16 protein-coding genes are annotated in these 18,997 nt (G+C 62.6%); 12 read left to right on the forward strand and 4 right to left on the reverse strand.

The window, feature by feature from the left end; all coding sequences use genetic code 11:
* Window positions 1-6: 6 nt before the first annotated feature.
* A complete protein-coding gene (gene smc, locus BO74_RS02115; protein WP_496439661.1) occupies window positions 7-3,504 on the reverse strand; it encodes a chromosome segregation protein SMC in 3,498 nt (1,165 codons plus the stop codon).
* A gap of 118 nt (window positions 3,505-3,622) precedes the next feature.
* On the opposite strand from smc, the gene queF reads away from it, so the two are divergent.
* Together queF and BO74_RS02125 are read left to right on the forward strand one after the other, a co-directional pair.
* Window positions 3,623-4,042 (forward strand): preQ(1) synthase, encoded by a 420-nt coding sequence (gene queF / locus BO74_RS02120; protein ID WP_496439662.1) that lies wholly within the window; start codon window positions 3,623-3,625, stop codon window positions 4,040-4,042.
* A gap of 5 nt (window positions 4,043-4,047) precedes the next feature.
* Window positions 4,048-4,770: a UPF0149 family protein gene (locus tag BO74_RS02125; RefSeq protein WP_496439663.1), complete on the forward strand. Its 723-nt coding sequence runs from the start codon at window positions 4,048-4,050 to the stop codon at window positions 4,768-4,770.
* Window positions 4,771-4,827: 57 nt separating this feature from the next.
* Here BO74_RS02125 and BO74_RS02130 read toward each other — a convergent pair whose 3' ends face one another.
* The 3 genes from BO74_RS02130 to BO74_RS02140 all read right to left on the reverse strand — a co-directional run bounded on the left by BO74_RS02130 (window position 4,828) and on the right by BO74_RS02140 (window position 7,437).
* Window positions 4,828-5,286, reverse strand: a complete 459-nt coding sequence (locus BO74_RS02130; RefSeq protein ID WP_496439664.1) for a YccF domain-containing protein — start codon at window positions 5,284-5,286, stop codon at window positions 4,828-4,830.
* A 76-nt stretch (window positions 5,287-5,362) separates the two neighbouring features.
* A complete protein-coding gene (locus BO74_RS02135; protein ID WP_496439665.1) occupies window positions 5,363-6,754 on the reverse strand; it encodes a heavy metal sensor histidine kinase in 1,392 nt (463 codons plus the stop codon).
* The gene (locus tag BO74_RS02140) at window positions 6,751-7,437 is read right to left on the reverse strand and encodes a heavy metal response regulator transcription factor (protein ID WP_496439666.1); all 687 of its coding nucleotides are present in this window, start codon (window positions 7,435-7,437) and stop codon (window positions 6,751-6,753) included. The genes BO74_RS02135 and BO74_RS02140 overlap by 4 nt, the downstream gene beginning before the upstream one ends.
* A 181-nt stretch (window positions 7,438-7,618) precedes the next feature.
* Between BO74_RS02140 and BO74_RS02145 the strand changes: the two genes are divergently transcribed.
* The 10 genes from BO74_RS02145 (at window position 7,619) to BO74_RS02190 (ending at window position 18,701) form a co-directional block, all read left to right on the forward strand.
* The gene (locus BO74_RS02145) at window positions 7,619-8,728 is read left to right on the forward strand and encodes a hypothetical protein (RefSeq protein ID WP_496439667.1); all 1,110 of its coding nucleotides are present in this window, start codon (window positions 7,619-7,621) and stop codon (window positions 8,726-8,728) included.
* A 15-nt stretch (window positions 8,729-8,743) separates the two neighbouring features.
* Entirely contained in the window at window positions 8,744-10,123 is a 1,380-nt protein-coding gene (locus BO74_RS02150) for a multicopper oxidase family protein (protein ID WP_496439668.1), read from the forward strand.
* 50 nt (window positions 10,124-10,173) lie between these two features.
* Window positions 10,174-10,683, forward strand: a complete 510-nt coding sequence (locus BO74_RS02155; protein WP_496439669.1) for a cupredoxin domain-containing protein — start codon at window positions 10,174-10,176, stop codon at window positions 10,681-10,683.
* Between the two features lie 17 nt (window positions 10,684-10,700).
* Window positions 10,701-11,042, forward strand: a complete 342-nt coding sequence (locus BO74_RS02160) for a copper-binding protein (RefSeq protein WP_496439670.1) — start codon at window positions 10,701-10,703, stop codon at window positions 11,040-11,042.
* Window positions 11,043-11,275: 233 nt separating this feature from the next.
* Window positions 11,276-11,578, forward strand: coding sequence for a CopK family periplasmic copper-binding protein (locus BO74_RS02165; RefSeq protein WP_496439671.1), 303 nt, complete (start codon window positions 11,276-11,278; stop codon window positions 11,576-11,578).
* A gap of 150 nt (window positions 11,579-11,728) precedes the next feature.
* Entirely contained in the window at window positions 11,729-12,169 is a 441-nt protein-coding gene (locus tag BO74_RS02170) for a DUF411 domain-containing protein (RefSeq protein WP_496439672.1), read from the forward strand.
* Window positions 12,170-12,187: 18 nt separating this feature from the next.
* On the forward strand, window positions 12,188-12,538 hold the full coding sequence (locus BO74_RS02175; RefSeq protein WP_496439673.1) for a copper-binding protein: 351 nt from the start codon (window positions 12,188-12,190) through the stop codon (window positions 12,536-12,538).
* Between the two features lie 54 nt (window positions 12,539-12,592).
* Window positions 12,593-13,864, forward strand: a complete 1,272-nt coding sequence (locus BO74_RS02180; protein ID WP_496439674.1) for a TolC family protein — start codon at window positions 12,593-12,595, stop codon at window positions 13,862-13,864.
* Between the two features lie 20 nt (window positions 13,865-13,884).
* On the forward strand, window positions 13,885-15,441 hold the full coding sequence (locus tag BO74_RS02185; protein ID WP_496439675.1) for an efflux RND transporter periplasmic adaptor subunit: 1,557 nt from the start codon (window positions 13,885-13,887) through the stop codon (window positions 15,439-15,441).
* A 113-nt stretch (window positions 15,442-15,554) separates the two neighbouring features.
* Window positions 15,555-18,701, forward strand: a complete 3,147-nt coding sequence (locus BO74_RS02190; RefSeq protein ID WP_496439676.1) for an efflux RND transporter permease subunit — start codon at window positions 15,555-15,557, stop codon at window positions 18,699-18,701.
* Window positions 18,702-18,997 lie beyond the last annotated feature (296 nt).

Raw genomic sequence — 18,997 nt, forward strand, 5'->3', positions numbered from 1 at the left:
TTCGTCCTAAACGATCTGTTCGCGCATCCGCAGCGCTTCTTCCATATCCACTTCGACGATGCGTGAAACACCCGACTCCTGCATCGTCACGCCGACCAGTTGCTGCGCCATTTCCATGGCGATCTTGTTGTGGCTGATGAACAGGAACTGGGTATTGGCCGACATGCGCCGCACCATCGCGCAAAAACGTTCGGTGTTGGTATCGTCCAGCGGCGCATCCACTTCGTCAAGCAGGCAGAACGGCGCCGGATTGAGCTGGAACATGGCGAACACCAGGGCGATCGCCGTCAATGCCTTTTCGCCGCCGGACAGCAAGTGAATCGTCGAGTTCTTTTTGCCCGGCGGCTGGGCCATGACCTGCACGCCAGCATCGAGGATTTCCTCGCCGGTCATGATCAGCTTGGCTTCGCCACCGCCGAAGAGGATCGGGAACAGTTCGCCAAAGCTGCGGTTGACCGCGTCGTAGGTCGATTGCAGAAGATCGCGCGTTTCCCGGTCGATCCGCCGGATGGCGTTCTCCAGCGTTTCCATCGCCTGCGTCAAGTCGTCCGACTGCGCGTCGAGAAAACCCTTGCGCTCGCGGGCGGATTCGAGTTCGTCCAGCGCCGCCAGGTTGACCGCGCCCAGCGCTTCGATCGATCGCTGCAAACCGGTGATCGCACCCTGCAACGGACCCGGCCGCACCCCGGCGAGCTCCGGCATCAGGCCGGCCTCGTCGGCGTTGACTTCCTGAAGTTGACCGGCGAGTTGCTCGACGTTGAGCGCCGCCGCCTGTTCCTTGAGGCGCAATTCACTGATCCGTTCGCGCAGCGGCTCGAGACTGTGCTCGACCCGCATCCGCTGCTCTTCGAGTCCGCGCAGTTCAGCGGTGGCAACCTCCAACGCGTCGCGCGCCGCCGCAAGAGCCTGTTCGCACGCGACCCGTTGTTCGAGCGCGGCCTGCAGCTTGGGCTCCAGATCCTCTGCCTGCATGGCCTGCGCGTTCTCCTCGCAGTGAGCTAGTTCGTCGACGATGCGGCCGATCTGCTTCTGCGCCAGAGCACGGTTGTTGGTGACTTCGTCGATCTTGCCGCGGCATTCGCGCTGCGAAAACTGCGCTTCGCGCAATTCACGTTCGACGGCACTGACGCGCTCGCGCTCGTCGCGCAAGGCCCGCTCGGCCTGTTCAAGGCGGCCCAGCGCGCCGCTCATCGTCTGCTGCAGTTCGCGGATTTCTTCGCGCTGCGTTTCGATTGCCTCCTCGGCGATGAACAGCCGTTCGTTCTCGGTCTCTTCCTCCGCAGCCATCTCTTCGAGCGCGGCGTCGATCTGTGCCTGCCGCTCGCGGAAGCGGTCCAGCGCCTGCGCCAGCTTGAGCGTCTCGACCTGGATGGCATGCGCCTGTTCCTGCAGGTCGTCGAGCTGTTTTCTCGCCGATTGCAGGGCATTCTGCGCATCCGCCGCCCGCGCTTCAAGTTCGGCCAAACGGCCCTGCTCTTCCTCGACACGCTCTTCCAGCGTGACAATCGTTCCCGCCAGCTCGTCGATTTCCCTCTGACGTTCGAGCAGGCCGTGTTCCGCCGCATCCGGCGCGAACAGCAACACGCTCTGGCGGGTGACGATGTCGCCGGCGGGGGTCACGCAACAGGCCGCCGGACTCAGATTTTCCCGCCGCGCCAGCGCCTCGCCCAGGCTGGCAACGGCAAAGACTTCGGCAAGCCATTCGTCGAGCACCGCGGAGAGCACCGGGTTGTCGCAACGAATACGGGTGCGCAGGCTGCCCTCGCCCGGCTCGGCAATCACCGCTTGCGGCAACAGCAATGTCAGCTTGCCTCCCGGGCGCTCTGTGCTCCACGCCGGATCGACAGCACCGGTCGGCAACGCATTCAGGCGCTCGCGCAACACGGCCTCGACCGCGTCCTCCCAGCCGGCCTCGACGTGCAGCGACTTCCAAAGCGGGTGACTGTTGTCGATGCGGTGCCGCTGCAGCCAGTCGTTGAGCTTGCCGTCGCCCTGCATCCGTCGCTGTAGTTGCTCCAGGGCCGCACGGCGAGCGTGCGCCTCGGCGCGATCCTTCTGCGCATGCTGCACGCGGGCCATGATCTCGCGCCGCTGCTGGTCGAACGAGGGCAATTCCCGTTGGCGGCTCGCCACTTCGTCCTGCGCCTCGACGATGCGTTCGCGCAATTCGGCCAGCGTTTCCTGCTTGATCTCGTACGCTTCGGTATCGGGAACCGGCAGCGCGCCCCGTTCCTGCTGCAACCGTTCGCGGCGGCCGGCGAGGATCTGCAGCGAGCGCTGGGCGTGTCCATGGTTGGCGATCTCGACCTGCAGACGCTTGTCGGCCTGCGCCAGGTCGTTGCGTTGGCTGCCCACCTCGTCCTGCGCCGCGGCGAAGGCGTCTTCCGCCATCGGCAGCCGCTCCTGCTGCGCGGCGAGGCGCATTTCGCCCTGTTCGACGCGCTCGTCGGCCAACAGGAGCAACTCCTGCCAGCGCTCGTGATCTGCTTCGAGCTTTTCGAACTGCCCTTCCCAATGGATCTTGTCTTCGGCAAGCTGAGCTAGACGGGACTGGTATTCATGCTGCGATTCGCGCCGGTGGCGAATCTCCGCTTCCAGCCGCGCCACTTCGGCGTTGGCCGTAAACAGCGCGCTCTGGGCGGTGTGCAGACCGTCGCTGTTGGCGAAGTGCCGTTCCCGGGTTTCTTCCAGCCGCGCTTCCGTCTCGCGCAAGGCGGCATTCTGCCCTTCGAGGCCCGTGACCGCGGCGTCGATCTCGTGCGCCAACCGCTCGCGTTCCGCCTGCGCCTCGTTGCGCTTGAGCAGCCAGAGCAGTTGCTGCTTGCGCGTCATCTGGTCGTGGTATTCGCGGTACTGCCGGGCGATCGCCGCCTGTCCTTCCAGACGCTCCATCTGCGAACCGAGTTCGGCGCGGATGTCCTCGACCCGGGTGAGATTCTCGCGCGTGTCGGCGAGCCGCCCTTCGGTTTCCTTGCGTCGTTCCTTGTACTTGGTGACGCCGGCGGCCTCTTCGAGGAAGACGCGCAATTCATCCGGCCGCGCCTCGATGATGCGCGAGATCGTCCCCTGCCCGATGATCGCGTAGGCGCGCGGCCCCAGGCCGGTGCCGAGAAACAGGTCGGTAATGTCCTTGCGCCGGACGTGCAGGTTGTTGATGTAATACTCGGACTGTCCGTTGCGGGTGAGCACGCGCTTGACCGACAACTCGGTATATTGCGACCACTGCCCGGCGATGCGCCCGAGCGAATTGTCGAAGACCAGTTCGACGGAGGCGCGCGACACCGCTTTGCGGGTACCCGAGCCGTTGAAGATGACGTCCTGCATCGACTCGCCGCGCAGTTCCGAGGCCTTCGACTCGCCCAGCACCCAGCGCACCGCGTCCATCACGTTCGACTTGCCGCAGCCATTCGGGCCGACGACGCCGACCAACTGCCCGGGAAGGGCGATGGTCGTCGGGTCGACAAACGACTTGAAACCGGCGAGTTTTAGTTTTGTCAGGCGCATTAAACAGAACGCAGCCGGGGGCTGCGTGCAAATTAAGGTCTTGAAAGCTCGGTATGACGGCGACACCCACGCGCCGGGCCGCCTATAATAGCATCTTGTTCCACCCACCGATTCAGCCATGACGACCCAGCCTTCCAAGACGCTCGAGACCTTCCCCACCCCCGCGCCGCACCGCGATTTCCACATCCACATGGAAATCCCCGAATTCACCTGCCTCTGTCCCAAGACGGGGCAGCCCGATTTCGCCACCCTGTTCCTCGACTACATTCCCGAAGACACCTGCGTCGAACTCAAGAGTCTCAAGCTCTACGTCTGGTCGTTCCGCAACGAAGGCTGCTTCCACGAGGCCGTCACCAACCGCATCCTCGACGACCTGGTACAGGCCACTCAACCCCGCTTCATGCGCGTGACCGCCAAGTTCTTCGTGCGCGGCGGCATCTTCACCAACGTGGTCGCCGAATACCGCAAGGACGGATGGACACCGCAGCCGCGGGTTGAACTGGTCGATTTCGACACCCAATCCAACACACGGGGGTAAGCACCATGACCGAACAAGCGACAACGCCCTCCCTTCTTGACGACCAACTGCTCGATCGTCTGGAATTCCTGCTCGACGATCCCGCGCTGGAAGAAGCCATGCGCCTGGATGAACTCCAGGGCTATCTCTGCGCAGCCCTTTCCGGCCCCACGCAGATCGACCCGGACGACCAACTGGTCGACATCCTCGGCAGCGAAGACGCGCTCGACAGCGATGCCGGCCAGGAGGCCGCGCAGATCATCGGGCTGTTTTCCAAGGCGCTTGAAGCCGATCTGGCGGCCGGCAACCCGCCGGTGTTGCTGCTCTACCCGAAGGATGAATCCGAAGACAGTCCGAGCGACTACCTGCCGTGGTGCCAGGCCTACCTGGCCGGCGTCGACCAAGCGGCGGAAGACTGGTTCGAGTGCCTCGAAGAGGGCCGCGGCGAGGACGCCGAGGAACAAACCAACTACCTCGACGAACGCCTGTTCCCCCTGATGGTGCTGACTGGCGAAGCCGAAGCCGCCGCCAGGGAACACGGCGAGGAATGGCCGGAAGGCGACGAGCGTACGGAGATCGAGCAGGACTGCGAGGAGGACCTGCCACAGGCGGTGGTCGACATCTATCGCTTCTGGCTGGCCAAACGCGGCGTCGCGACGATCCGCAACGACGAACCCCGGATCGGCCGCAACGACCCCTGCCCCTGCGGCAGCGGGAAGAAGTTCAAGCAGTGCTGCGGGAAGGACTGATTTCATCCCTCCGCTGAACCGCCAGCGCACCGGCTGGCGGTTTCACCGCCCCCGTCACTACCCCCTTCTGATACGCGACAGTTCCTCGTCAGCCCGACGGCCGCGTGCCGCCGAGGCGACCTCCTTGTCCACGATGGTCTTCCCGATCGGCGCGAGCGCGATGCCGGCCAGCTTCAGATGCTGCACGGCGAACGGAATGCCGATGATGGTCACGAAGCAGGCGATCGCGGACATCACGTGCCCGAGCGCCAGCCACCAGCCGGCCAGGATGAACCAGATGATGTTGCCAAGGGCACCGAACCCTCCGGTGCCGATATCCCCCTGGCCGGAAAGATCCTCCCGGTCGATGGCTTCCTTGCCGAACGGGAAGAAGGTGAAGGTACCGATCACGAAACAGGCGCGCCCCCACGGGATGCCGACGATCGAGAGGAATGCCAGCACCCCGGCCAGCCACCATCCCAGGCCCATGAATACGCCGCCTAGGATGAACCAGAGAAAGTTGCCGATCACGCTCATGGGATGCTCCTGAAGTCAAATGGGTTGTCGCGAACCGCGCAACGATACCAAACCATTTGACACATCGCTCTGAAAATCAAGGCTCGAACGACAGCCTGAACGTGGTCGTTCCTTCGGCCGAGAATGCGGCGACATGTCCGCCGTGCGCCTCGACGATCGATTTGACGATGGCCAGGCCAAGGCCGGAGTGCGACCCTTCGCCGGCGCGCGACGGGTCGGCCCGGTAAAAGCGATCGAACAATCGCGGCAGATGTTCGGGAGGAATAGCCTCTCCGGTGTTAGCCACATCCACTTCCACAGCCGAACCATTGTGCCGAAGGCTTAGCGTGACACGACCACCGACACGGGTGTGGCGGATGGCGTTGGACAGCAGGTTGCTGATGGCCCGGCGAACCATCAGCCGGTCACCCTGGATCTCCCCCTCGCCGTCGCTCGTCAGTTCGACATCCTTTTCCTCGGCCGCCAGCCGATGAAATTCCACGAGATCGTCGACCAGCGGCGCCAGTTCCAGCGTTTCCCGGTTGGGCACGATCTGTCCGTCTTCGGCCTTGGCGATGAACAGCATGTCGGCAACCATGCGCGAAAGCCGCTCGTATTCTTCGACGTTCGAGGCAAGCACGTCGCGATACTCGTCGGGAGAGCGCGGCCGCGACAGCATCACCTGCGTCTGGGTCATCAGATTGCTGATCGGCGTGCGAAATTCATGCGCCAGATCGGACGAAAAATCCGAGAGCCGGCGGAACGATTCCTCCAGTCGCGCCAGCATCGCGTTCAGCGTATCCGCCAGATCGACCAGTTCTGCCGGTACGGCATCCAATGCCAGGCGGGCGTGCAGGCGCTGCGCCGTGATGTTTTCCGCCTCGCGCTTCATCGCCTGCAGGGGCGCGAGGCCGCGGCGCACCGCCAGCCATCCGAGCAGCCCGGTCAACACAGCGGCGAAGGCGACGAAGGCCCACAGCGTGAGACGAAATCCGGCCAGATACCGTTCGTGGTGGGTGATGTCGGTCGCTACGCCGACCACCACCGCCGGAACCCCGGCAATGCCGGTCGGCACGCTCGCCGAGATACCGCGCATCGGCGTCCCCCGCGCGGTGTGCCAGACACGCGGATGCGCGACATCGGACGCAGGATGGCCGGTGAGCAGTACGCCGGGAAATTCCGCGCCGCTGGTGGCGAACAGCAACTCTCCGTCTTGCAGAGCGACGACAACGGCAAGCCCGCGGTGTCCGACCAGCGCGTCATCGAGTTGCTGTGGAACGGCGACCAGATCGGTTCGCGACCGCGCCCTTTCGAGGATACGCTGCGTCAGATCGAGTTTGCCGGTGAGCACCTCGATATCCTGTTCAACGAAGTGCCGCTCGACCGTGCTGCCGATCAGGTAGCCGAGCGCGAGCAGTACCAGCGTCGACACCGTGGCAAAAAGCGCCGTCAGGCGCAGCGTGATCGACGCGCGGCCGACGGATTTCACGCCGCCCCCTCCGGCACGTCGAGGACGTAACCCATGCCGCGCACGGTACGCACCAGCTTCACCTCGAAATCGTCGTCGATCTTCGCCCGCAGGCGGCGCACGGCGACCTCGACCACGTTGGTGTCGCTGTCGAAGTTCATGTCCCACACCTGCGAGGCGATCAGCGAACGCGGCAGGACCTCACCTTGGCGCCGCAGCAGCAATTCGAGCAAGGCGAATTCCTTGGCCGTCAGGTCGATGCGCCGCCCGCCACGGGTCGCCCGGCGACGCAGGAGATCGAGTTCCAGATCGGCGGCGCGCAGCACGTCGGCCTCCTTGCTTTTGCTTCCGCGCCGCAACAGCGTCCTGACTCGCGCCAGCAGTTCGGAAAAGGCGAAAGGCTTGACGAGGTAATCGTCGGCGCCGAGTTCCAGCCCCTTGACGCGATCCTCGATCTGGTCACGGGCAGTGAGGAACAGCACCGGCATGTCGCTCCCCGCGCGCCGGATGCCCTGGAGAATTTGCCAGCCGTCGATGCCGGGAAGCATCACATCGAGAATCGCCAGATCATAGCCCTCGCTGGTTGCCAGATGCAGCCCGTCGAAGCCGTTGGCTGCCAGATCGACAACGAAACCGGCTTCGGCCAGCCCCTGCTTCAGATAGGTGCCGGTTTTGGCTTCGTCTTCGACCACCAGAATCTTCATTACTTTCCTTTCTTTTCGCCTCAGGCTCGGAATTCTCCGTCGTTTTCACGGCCCGCCGCAAAAGATTACAGAAATGTAATTCCCACGTCAGCGTTCTGTCAGATCGCGCGGTACACCATTGCGCCAATGGGATGCGAATGGCCAGGTTCGATTCGCACGCGACTTGGCGAGAGGAGAGACCGTGATCCGAGAATTTACTTGCCGCTCGATCCGTCGATTTTTGCTGGCAGGACTGCTTGCCGGCGCTTCGGCAACCCTACTGGCGCAGTCGGTTTCATTTGACGAGGGCGGCGACTGGCGGGACGCGAATGACACCGTAGGCCGGTACGGACGGGGGCACGCCGACGTACTCAAGTGGGAACAATCCAATCTCGCTGTTGCGCCCAGTGCGGGAACGCCCGTCGGACGCATCGTGCTGAGGACTCCGGATGCAGCAGTACGCGAAGCCTGGAACGCGCACTTTGAGCTAGCCTCCGCGTTGGCCACGCTGGGACCACAGGCGGCCGAACCTGCCGCTGCCGGTCGCTTGAACGATATCGATCCGGATGCGCGCCGTCGCGTCCACGAGATCGACGAAATTCTGGATGTAGCGGCTGACGCACGAAAGGCATGGATCAATGCTGTCGCGGCTCGGCAAGCCCTGAAAAACAGAGAGGTCGCGCTGCACGCAGCCGAAGCTGCCGGCGAGCTCGGCGCACGCATGGCTCGGCTCGGCAACTGGAGCCGTCTGCAGGAGGCACGAGTGCGGATTGCGACGGAAACGGCGCACATTGACGTGGCGAACACCGGATATGCACGCGCCACGGCCCAGGCTGAACTGCTCCGGAGCGTACGACTGATCGCCCCCTATTCCGACGTCGATATTCCCGAAGAGCTGCCCGGTTTGCCGGCTTCGATCTGGTCGGAAAAGGCCGTGCAACAACGAATCGAGGCACTGGAGAAAGTGCTTCCGCGCGCCAACGCCCTGCGCATGCGGGCCGACGCGGCGCTGGCGTGGCACGCCTACCGCGCCGGCCACGAAATCGCCCAGCGGCAACAGACGCTCCTGACACTGCAGGAGTTGGTGGCCGATGAAACCGTGCTGCACTACAACGGGATGCTCAAGAGCGTGTGGGATGTCCTTGCGGAGGCTCGCCGGCGAGCCGAAGCCGCTATCGCCGCCACCGAAGCATTGCGGGCCTTCTGGATCGCCGATGCTGACCTGCAGCACGTGCTGCTCGGGGGCGAACTGGAAGGATTCGTTTCTCTGGGCCAAGGCGTGAGCGGTGGAAACGCCTCCGCGGCACATTGAAAGGGAAGAACGATCATGAACCCACGCCGTCAATTCCTGACCAGGCTTGGCACCGGCATGGCCGCCCTCGCGGTCTCACGCCCGGCCCTCGCCGCTTTGCCCGATCCGGTGATGCGCGACAGCGCCGAAACCGCCTCGCCTCTTTTCCCGGCATCGGGACAGACCTACACGCCCGTGGTCACGCTCAACGGGTGGACTCTTCCCTGGCGGATGAACAACGGCGTCAAGGAATTCCACCTCGTGGCCGAACCCGTCGTGCGCGAAGTCGCGCCGGGTTTCAAGGTCAACATGTGGGGCTACAACGGACAGAGCCCGGGGCCGACGATCGAGGTCGTGGAAGGTGATCGCGTGCGCATCTTCGTCACCAATCGTCTGCCCGAGCACACCAGTGTCCACTGGCACGGCCAGCGCCTGCCCAACGGCATGGATGGGGTCGGAGGCCTGACCCAGCCACAGATTCCGTCAGGCAAGACCTTCGTTTACGATTTTCAGGCACGTCGCCCCGGCACCTTCATGTACCACCCGCACGCCGACGAGATGGTGCAGATGGCGATGGGCATGATGGGCTTCTGGGTAACGCACCCGAAAACCAGGCACCCGCACATTAGCCAGGTCGATCGCGATTTCTGCTTCCTGCTCAACGCGTTCGATGTCGAACCGGGCAGCAGGACACCGAAGATCAACACGATGACCGATTTCAACATCTGGTGCTGGAACAGCCGCATCTTTCCGGCCATCGACAGCCTGAACGTTCGTCTGAACGATCGCGTACGTATCCGCGTCGGCAACCTGACGATGACCAACCACCCGATCCACCTGCATGGTCACGAGTTCACCGTCACCGGCACCGACGGCGGTCCGACACCGCCCGCGTCGCGCTGGCCCGAGGTCACGACCGATATCGCCGTCGGCCAGATGCGGCAGATCGAGCTGATCGCCGACGAGGAAGGAGACTGGGCGCTGCACTGCCACAAGAGCCACCACACCATGAACGCGATGGGCCACGACGTCCCGACGATGATCGGCATCGACCACCGCGGCCTGCTGGGCACGATCCAGAAGGTCGTGCCCGATTACATGCTGATGGGCGAACGCGGCATGGCCGACATGGGCGCGATGGAAATGCCGCTGCCGGATAACACGGTACCGATGATGACCGGCAGCGGCCAGTACGGCCCGCTGGAGATGGGCGGCATGTTCACCGTGTTCAAGGTACGCCGGGAGCAGAAACCTCGAGACTACAGTGACCCCGGCCCGTTCGCACATCCTCCCGGCACCGTCGCCGGGGAATGGCGGGAGAACTTGCCCCCGGAAGTTCGTCCGCAGGCTGAGGGGGACGTATCGCCGCCTCTCGCGCGTGCCGTCAAACCGGCCAATCGCAGCCACTCTCAGTGATTTTCCGCAAAACCCACAACAACTGTTTTTTCCACACGGAGACTGTCCCGATGCATCTATCAAAATCACTGGTCCTCGCCGGCTTGCTCGCGTCTTCGTCTCTGGCCATTGCGCATGGTGACGCGGAGCATCCCACAAGTCGCCAAGCAAAATTCGAGCAAAAACCCTGGGGCATTGCCGGTAACGCAAAAGCCGCCGGGCGCACCATCGAGATCCTGATGACCGACGACATGCGTTTTACGCCGAGCCGCATCGAAGTCAGGCAGGGTGAAACCGTCCGATTCATTCACAGGAACAACGGCGCGGCGATGCACGAGTTCGTCCTCGGCACGAAAAACGAACTCGACGCGCACGCCGCACTGATGAAGAAGTTCCCCGGCATGGAACACGACGAGCCGTACATGGCCCACGTAGCTCCTGCCAAACAAGGGGAAATCGTGTGGGCCTTCAACCGGAGTGGCGAATTCGACTTCGCCTGTCTGCTGCCGGGTCATTACGAGGCTGGGATGGTGGGCAAGATCCGGGTTCTGGCGGCGAACACCAAGAACAAGGGCAAATGACAACCGAGGAGACGACGATGAAGAAAATTATTCGATTTGCAGCTACAGCCTTGCTCGGCGCCACCGCACTGATGTCGCAGGTCAGTCTCGCCCAGAGCACCATGAATCACGGCACGATGCCGATGACCGAGGCGCATGTACTGAGCGACGGAGAGGTCCGCAAGATCGACAAGGAGGCAGGCAAGATCACCATCAAGCACGGGCCGATCAAGAACCTGGACATGCCGCCGATGAGCATGGTTTTTACGGCCAAGGACAAGACATTGCTCGACAAGGTTAAAGCCGGTGACAAGATTCGCTTCATGGCCGTGGACGAGGGCGGAAAGCTGGTCGTGACGGACATTCAATTGGCCAAGTAACGAAGTACTGCTCTGCACTCTCCGACAACCGTTACCGATCGCCTCTACCGAACTCCACGCCACGGGCGCTCCGGCCATGCCGGGACGCCGGTGGCGTTTTCCCAACCCGCACGGCAACCTGACTGAAACGTAATTTCTCCGTCACCGTCCTGTCGGGATCGGGTTCTTAAGATGGCATCACCGTCTGACGACTCTCCGTCTGGCGCGAACAACTGACCTTTCAAGGAGAAACGATGAAAACGAGCTTTACCAAATCTGCCCTGATCGCCGCCCTCAGCCTCGTCGGTATTGTGGCGACGAATGCACATGCTTTCGCCGACTTCACCCCTGGTGCCGCGCCAACGCAGATTATTGAACTGAAGGATGGTTCGTCGGTGTACGTCTTCGAGGACGGCAAGATGGCCATGGAATCGAAGTTCGGCCGGGTAACACGCATGCTCCCCGGAGAAACCATGGAAGCCAAGGATGGCCGGAAGATCGTCATGCACGGCGACGAGGTCGCGAGACTCGACTCGCTGAAATACATTTCCCAATAACCCCCTCCTGACGGCCCTCCAGAGGGCCGTCTTGCTATCCAGGCCATGCCACTGCAGCCGGGAAACATTACAGAAATGTAATTCTCAAGTCAGTTTCCCGTCGGGTTCGTCTCTTCATACTGCCACTACCCAATTCAAGGAGGTTCTCCAATGACACCGAAGTTACCCATCCTGCTCACCCTACTGACTCTCGGTTCCGGCGGTGCGCTGGCACAACAGGCGCAGCAAACAATAGACATCTACAAGAGCCCCTACTGCGGCTGCTGTGGCAAATGGGTCGAACACGTCACCAAGGCCGGCTTCACCGTCAAGACCCATGAGGTCGATGACGTTCCGGGTACGCGCAAGAAACTGGGCATGCCCGAGAAGCTCGGTTCGTGCCACACGGCAAAAATTGGCAACTACCTCCTTGAAGGGCATGTGCCGGCTGAAGACATCAAGCGAATGCTCAAGGAAAAGCCGAAGGCGCTCGGGCTCGCAGTCCCCGGAATGCCGCCAGGTTCCCCGGGCATGGACGTCCCGAACTCCCCTTCCTATGAAACGTTGCTTGTCAAGAACGACGGCAGCACCCAAGTCTTCGCCAAACACTGACCTTTCCGAGAGAAACGCATGAAAACCACAATTGCATCCCTACTCGTCGCTCTCGCTGCTATCCCCCCTATGGCTGCAATGGCCGCCAACGATCACGGCAGCCACGGCGCCATGTCCTCGCATTCCACTGTTGCAGGAGAGGCGAAGATGGTCGACGGTCAAGTGAAGAAGATCGACAAGGCTGCCGGCAAGGTCACCCTGGCCCATGGCCCGCTCACCAACCTCGGAATGGATATGCCGATGACCATGGTCTTTCGCGTGAAGGACGCGGCTTGGCTCGATCAGCTGAAGGAAGGCGACAAGATCCGCTTCCTCGCTGACAACGTAAATGGCGCTATTACCGTGGTGCAGTTCGAACGGGCCAAATAGTATCTGCGCAAAAAAACCCCCAGGACGAACGATTCCTGGCAATCGGAGATACGCATGCCAACACCTTTTTCCGTGCGGACAATGGCCGTGGTGCTCGCGCTCCTGTCGGCACCTGCAGCCCTTGCGCAGGAAGTGCCGATCGGCTCTACGGCCGCCAGCCTGCTCGACTACGCGGCGCAGAATAACCCCGAGTTCGCGTCGATGCGGCATGAAGCCGATGCGGCCGGCGAACGGGTAACACCGGCCGGCGCCCTGCCCGACCCACGCTTCCGGATCGAGCTGATGGATCTCACCCGCATGGGGGAACAAAACGCCACGCTCTCACCCAGCCGCGTCGGTAGCACCAAATACACGATCACGCAGGAACTTCCGTGGTACGGCAAGCGTGATCTCAAGCGCGAAATCGCGGGATTCGAGGCCGACGGCGCCACGGGGCGCGCCCGCGGCGCGTGGGCGGAAATCGCCGCGCGGCTGAAGGCCGGCCACGCGCAGTGGTATTTCCTGCAGCGAAACGAGCAAATTACTCGCGAACTCCTCGACCTGATGGTACGGCTGGAAAAGGTCGCCCAGGTTCGTTACGCCAGTGGCCTGTCCATGCAACAGGACGTGATCCGTGCCCAGGTGGAGCAGACCGGCATGCGTAACGAGCTGATCATGCTGGAGAACGAAAGCACCATGCTTCGCGCCCGCATCAACATGTTGCTCGGGCGTCCTGCCGGTGCGCCGCTCGCGGTTCCCGAGGGACTGCCCGACCTGCCGACGCCAGCCAAGCTTGACTACGTCACACTCGAAGACCGGGTGCGTGCCCGCAATCCGCGCCTTTTCGCCGATGATGCGGCGATCCGCGCCGCTGAGAAAAAGCGCGATCTCACGTACAAGGAGCGTTACCCCGATTTCATGCTGGGCGTGACGCCGGTGCAGTATCAAAGCTCCATCAAGGAATGGCAGTTGATGGTTGAGGTAAATATTCCTCTGCAGCAGTCCTCGCGCCGGGCCATGGAGCGCGAATCGGAATCCATGCTCGCCGCCGCCCGCGCGCGCAAGGAGGCGACGGCCAACACCGTACTCTCGGAACTCGCCGAGAACCTTTCCGGCATCGACGCGGCCCGCCGCACCGAGCAACTGGTGGAAGGCAGCCTGCGACCGCAGGCAGAGCTGACGTTCCAGTCCGCGCTGGCCGGCTATGAGAATGGTGCTGCCAATTTCGCCATGCTGCTCGAAGCACAGCAGCAGATTCGTAAGGCCCGCCTGAGCCAGATCAAGGCGCAGGCCGAGGCGCATGTCCGCCTCGCTGAAATCGAAAGACTCCTGGGAGAAGAACTATGACCAACGGGAATCCCCGTGGGATGAGCAAAGGCCCCTCGACGGCCATTGGAATCCTCGTTGTCGCCCTCGGCGCGGCGGGTGGCGGTTACTGGCTGGGAAGCAAGGACCAGTCTCATGGCGACGTGATTGCTGCCACGGCCCCTGCAGCCGATAGCGGGAAGAAGGAACGCAAGCTTCTCTACTACCGTAATCCGATGGGGCTGCCCGACACCTCGCCGGTCCCGAAGAAAGACCCGATGGGAATGGACTACATCCCGGTCTACGAAGGCGAAGACACGGAGGAAAGCGACACCGCCGGCACGATCAAGGTCAGCACCGACAAGGTCCAGAGACTCGGCGTACGTACCGAAGGCGCGCAGTTACGTGTTCTGGACCGCGTGGTCCGCGCAGCGGGCCGTGTGGAACCGGACGAGCGGCGCCTCTACGCCGTATCGCCGAAATTCGAGGGCTACGTCGAACGCCTGCATGTCAACATCACTGGCCAACCAGTCGGCAGGGGGCAACCACTTTTCGAAGTCTACAGTCCTGAACTGGTGTCGGCACAGCGCGAGTACGCCATCGCCGCACAGGGTGTCGAATCCCTGAAAGGGGCGGATGCCATGGCGCAGGCCGGGATGAAGCAGCTGGCCGAATCGAGCCTTGCGCGGCTGAAGAACTGGGACATCTCCGAAGCCCAGGTCAAGGCGCTGGCGCAGTCGGGCGAAACGAAGCGCACGCTGACATTCCGCTCGCCGGTATCCGGCATCGTCACCGAGAAAAAGGCGCTGCAGGGTATGCGCTTCATGCCCGGCGAAGCCTTGTACCAGATCGCTGATCTGTCGGCGGTGTGGGTCATCGCCGACGTCTTCGAGCAGGATATCGGACTCGTCAAGACCGGCGCGAGCGCGAAGGTGCGCATCAACGCCTACCCGGACAAGCTGTTCGAGGGACGGATCGGGTACGTCTACCCGACGCTCAACGCCGATACGCGCACTGTGCCTGTGCGCGTCGAACTGGCTAACCCCGGCCTGCTCTTGAAGCCGGCCATGTTCGCGCAGGTCGAATTGCCAGTCGCGGCGAAAGGTTCGGTGGTGACCGTGCCGCTCTCGGCGGTAATCGACAGCGGCACGCGGCAGGTCGTCCTGGTGCAGCAAGGCGAAGGCCGCTTTGCGCCGCGGGAGGTGAAACTGGGTGCGCGCAGCGAAGCGCATGTGGAGATCCTCGAAGGCATCAAGGACGGCGAGCAGGTGGTCGTTGCGGCCAACTTCCTGATCGACGCGGAGAGCAACCTCAAGGCAGCGCTCGGCGGTCTGGGCGCTGAGGGAGCAGGCACCAAGGCGCCGACAAGCGCGACGGTCGGCCACAAGGCAAACGGGCGAATCGACGACATCGATGCCAAAGCAGGTACCGCCAGCATCGAACACGGGCCGGTGGAAAGTCTCAAGTGGCCCGGCATGACCATGGAGTTCAAGTTTGCCAACGAGGCACTTCTAAGCGGCCTCAAACCGGGTGCAGCCATCGATTTTGAGTTCGTCGAACGCGGCCAGGGCGAATGGGTGATTACGGCGCTCAAGCCGGCGGCCTTGCATAATCACTGAGAAAAAAGCGTCATCCCGGTGCAGGCCGGGATCCAGGAGGTGCTCCGGGAACGTGGGTTCCTGGATTCCGGCCTGCGCCGGAATGACCGAATACACACGGAAGCCAAAATTACATGCTCAACAAGCTCATCGACTGGTCCGCCCGCAACCGCTTCCTCGTCCTGCTGGTGACGCTGTTCATCATCGCCGCCGGCATCCTGGCCGTACTGCGCACGCCGATCGACGCCCTGCCCGACCTCTCCGACGTGCAGGTCATCGTTTACACGGAGGCCCCCGGCCAGGCACCCCAGGTCGTTGAAGACCAGATCACCTATCCGCTGACTACATCCATGTTGTCGGTGCCGAAGTCGAAGGTCGTACGCGGCTTCTCGTTCTTCGGCGCCTCCTTCGTCTACGTCATTTTCGAGGACGGTACCGACATCTACTGGGCGCGTTCGCGAGTCCTCGAATACCTCAACTTCGCCGCCAGTCGCCTGCCGAAAGGCGTGACGCCACAGATCGGGCCGGATGCCTCGGGGGTCGGCTGGGTCTATCAATACGCGCTGCTGGCCAAGGACAAGACGCTCGCCGAATTGCGCTCGATCCAGGACTGGTTCGTCCGCTATCAGCTGACCAAGGCGCACGGCGTTTCGGAAGTCGCCTCGATCGGCGGCTTCGTGCAGACCTACCAGGTCACCGTCGATCCAGTAAAGCTGCGTTCCTACGGCATCCCGCTGATGAAGGTCGGCCAGGTGATCCGCGATTCGAACCGCGACGTCGGCGGCCGCGCCGTGGAAATGGCCGAAACCGAATACATGGTGCGCGGCAAAGGCTACCTCCGCGGCATCAGCGACATCGAGCAACTGGTGGTGAAGGCCGACAAGGGTACGCCAGTACTCATCCGCGACATCGCCCGCGTCGAGATCGTCCCGGACGAGCGGCGCGGCATCACCGAACTGAACGGCGAAGGTGAAGTCGTCTCCGGCATCGCCATGGCCCGCTACGGTGAAAACGCGCTGGAAGTGATCCACAACCTGAAGGAAAAGGTGGCAGAAATCGCCCCCGGCCTGCCGGAAGGTGTCACCATCGAGCCGGTTTACGACCGTTCCGAGCTGATCCAGCGCGCCATCGACACGCTGAAGAACACGCTGGTCGAGGAATTGCTGATCGTCGCCGCCGTCTGCTTCGTCTTCCTGCTGCACCTGCGCAGCGCACTGGTCGCCGTCGTGATGCTGCCGGTCGCCATCCTGATGTCTTTCATCGCCATGCGCTGGCTGGGCATGAGTTCCAATCTGATGAGCCTGGGCGGCATCGCCATCGCCATCGGCGCGATGGTCGACGCCTCCGTGGTGATGATCGAGAACGCGCACAAGCATCTCGAGGAACTACCACCGGATCACACACCGACGGCTCGGCTGAATGCCCTGATCACCGCCTGCATGGAGGTCGGCCCGTCACTGTTCTTCTCCCTGCTCATCGTTACGGTGTCGTTCCTGCCGGTCTTCGCGCTGGAAGGCCAGGAAGGCCGCCTGTTCTCGCCGCTCGCGTGGACCAAGACGCTGTCGATGGCCGCCGCGGCGATTCTCTCCGTGACGCTGGTGCCGGTGCTGATGGTCCTGTTCGTGCGCGGCAAGATCATCGCGGAGGGAAAAAACCCGGTGAATCGCTTCCTGATCTGGATCTACCGCCCGGTCATCGCCGGCGTGATGCGCTGGAAGAAGACGACCATCGCCATCGCACTGCTGGCCTTCTTTGCCTCCTACTACCCTGCGTCGAAGCTCGGCTCCGAGTTCATGCCGACGCTCAACGAAGGCACGCTGTTCTACATGCCCGCCTCGCTGCCCGGCATGTCGATCACCAAGGCCGCCGAGGTGTTGCAGACACAGAACAAGATCATCAAGAGCTTCCCGGAAGTCGCATCGGTCTACGGCAAGGCGGGGCGCGCCAACACCGCCACCGACCCGGCGCCGACCGAGATGTTCGAGACGGTGATCAACCTCAAGCCGGAAACCGAATGGCGTGCCGGCATGGACATCGACAAGCTGATCGCCGAGATGGACAAGGCGCTGCAGTTCCCCGGCATTTCCAACTCCTGGACGATGCCGATCAAGGCGCGCATCGACATGCTCTCCACCGGCATCCGCACGCCGATCGGCATCAAGGTCTTTGGCAACGATCTCGACCAAATGGAGAAGCTGGCCCGCCAGATCGAAACCGTGGTCAAGAATGTCCCGGGGACGTCGAGCGCCTTCGCCGAGCGCATCACCGGCGGCTTCTACCTCAATATCGAGCCTGATCGCGCGCAACTGGCGCGCTACGGCCTGTCGGTCGGCGAAGTGCAGGACGTCATTGCCGGCGCGCTTGGTGGCGAGATGGTCACCACGACCGTCGAGGGCCGCGAACGCTACGGCGTGACGGTGCGCTATCCGCGCGAACTGCGCGCCGACCCGCAGCAGATCGCCCGCGAAGTGCTGGTGCCGACCATGACGTCGATGGGCGGCACCGCCATGGTGCCGCTCGGCCAACTCGCCAAAGTTGAGGTCGCCAAGGGCGCGCCGGCCATACGTACCGAAAACGCCTTGCTCTCGGCCTACATTTATGTCGACATCCGCGAGCGCGACATCGGCAGCTACGTCGCCGAAGCCCGCAAGGCCGTCGCCGACAATGTGGAATTCCCGCCCGGCTACTACGCGACGTGGAGCGGACAATTCGAGAATATGGAGCGCGCCATCGAGAAAATGAAGGTCGTCGTGCCGGTGACGCTGCTGATCATCTTCCTGCTGCTTTATCTCAACTTCCGGCGCATAACGGAAACGCTGATCGTCATGCTCTCCGTACCGTTCGCGCTAGTCGGCGGCATCTGGCTGATGTGGGCGCTCGGGTACAACATGAGTGTCGCCGTGGCCATCGGCTTCATCGCGTTGGCGGGTGTAGCCGCCGAAACCGGGGTCGTGATGCTGATCTACCTCGATCATGCCTGGGAAGAAATCAAGGAAAAACGACGAGTCGAAGGCCGCGAACCGACGATTGGCGACCTCTACGGAGCCGTGATGGAAGGCGCCGTCGAGCGAGTGCGTCCGAAGATGATGACCGTTGTATCGACCATGGCCGGCCTGCTGCCGATCATGTGGGTGGCCGGAACCGGATCGGAAGTAATGCGCCGTATCGCCGCACCGATGGTAGGCGGCATGGTGTCCTCGACGATCCTCACGCTGGTGGTGATTCCTGCACTCTACGCGCTAGTGAAACAAACGACGCTGCGTCGGAAATTGGAATCTTGAACAAACAAACAGGCGAACCGACCGGCAGGCAACATGCCGGTCAATTTTTTTGCGACACGTTGCCGTGAAGTCGGATTGATATCGTCAAAAGAACGGTCCGGCCACGGGAGAGAACAAAAGCAACCTTGAGCAAGACCAGTACCCGGCGCTGTGTGCAGGCCGTCACTGGCGTACGCGACCAATCGAGAATCCTCCCCCTTGCACCAATGTAATGTTTCCGTAAGCAACTTGTTGGCATGCGGGGAGCAAACTTCAAGCGTGGAGTCGGTAATACCTGTGGAAGCCACGAAGCCCCT

It is taken from the genome of Propionivibrio pelophilus DSM 12018, from assembly GCF_059569095.1.

Coding starts and splice junctions, on each gene's coding strand:
- smc (WP_496439661.1), bottom strand. CDS start 3,504: ATGCGCCTGACAAAACTAAAACTCGCCGGTTTCAAGTCGTTTGTCGAC.
- queF (WP_496439662.1), top strand. CDS start 3,623: ATGACGACCCAGCCTTCCAAGACGCTCGAGACCTTCCCCACCCCCGCG.
- BO74_RS02125 (WP_496439663.1), top strand. CDS start 4,048: ATGACCGAACAAGCGACAACGCCCTCCCTTCTTGACGACCAACTGCTC.
- BO74_RS02130 (WP_496439664.1), bottom strand. CDS start 5,286: ATGAGCGTGATCGGCAACTTTCTCTGGTTCATCCTAGGCGGCGTATTC.
- BO74_RS02140 (WP_496439666.1), bottom strand. CDS start 7,437: ATGAAGATTCTGGTGGTCGAAGACGAAGCCAAAACCGGCACCTATCTG.
- BO74_RS02150 (WP_496439668.1), top strand. CDS start 8,744: ATGAACCCACGCCGTCAATTCCTGACCAGGCTTGGCACCGGCATGGCC.
- BO74_RS02155 (WP_496439669.1), top strand. CDS start 10,174: ATGCATCTATCAAAATCACTGGTCCTCGCCGGCTTGCTCGCGTCTTCG.
- BO74_RS02160 (WP_496439670.1), top strand. CDS start 10,701: ATGAAGAAAATTATTCGATTTGCAGCTACAGCCTTGCTCGGCGCCACC.
- BO74_RS02165 (WP_496439671.1), top strand. CDS start 11,276: ATGAAAACGAGCTTTACCAAATCTGCCCTGATCGCCGCCCTCAGCCTC.
- BO74_RS02170 (WP_496439672.1), top strand. CDS start 11,729: ATGACACCGAAGTTACCCATCCTGCTCACCCTACTGACTCTCGGTTCC.
- BO74_RS02175 (WP_496439673.1), top strand. CDS start 12,188: ATGAAAACCACAATTGCATCCCTACTCGTCGCTCTCGCTGCTATCCCC.
- BO74_RS02180 (WP_496439674.1), top strand. CDS start 12,593: ATGCCAACACCTTTTTCCGTGCGGACAATGGCCGTGGTGCTCGCGCTC.
- BO74_RS02185 (WP_496439675.1), top strand. CDS start 13,885: ATGAGCAAAGGCCCCTCGACGGCCATTGGAATCCTCGTTGTCGCCCTC.
- BO74_RS02190 (WP_496439676.1), top strand. CDS start 15,555: ATGCTCAACAAGCTCATCGACTGGTCCGCCCGCAACCGCTTCCTCGTC.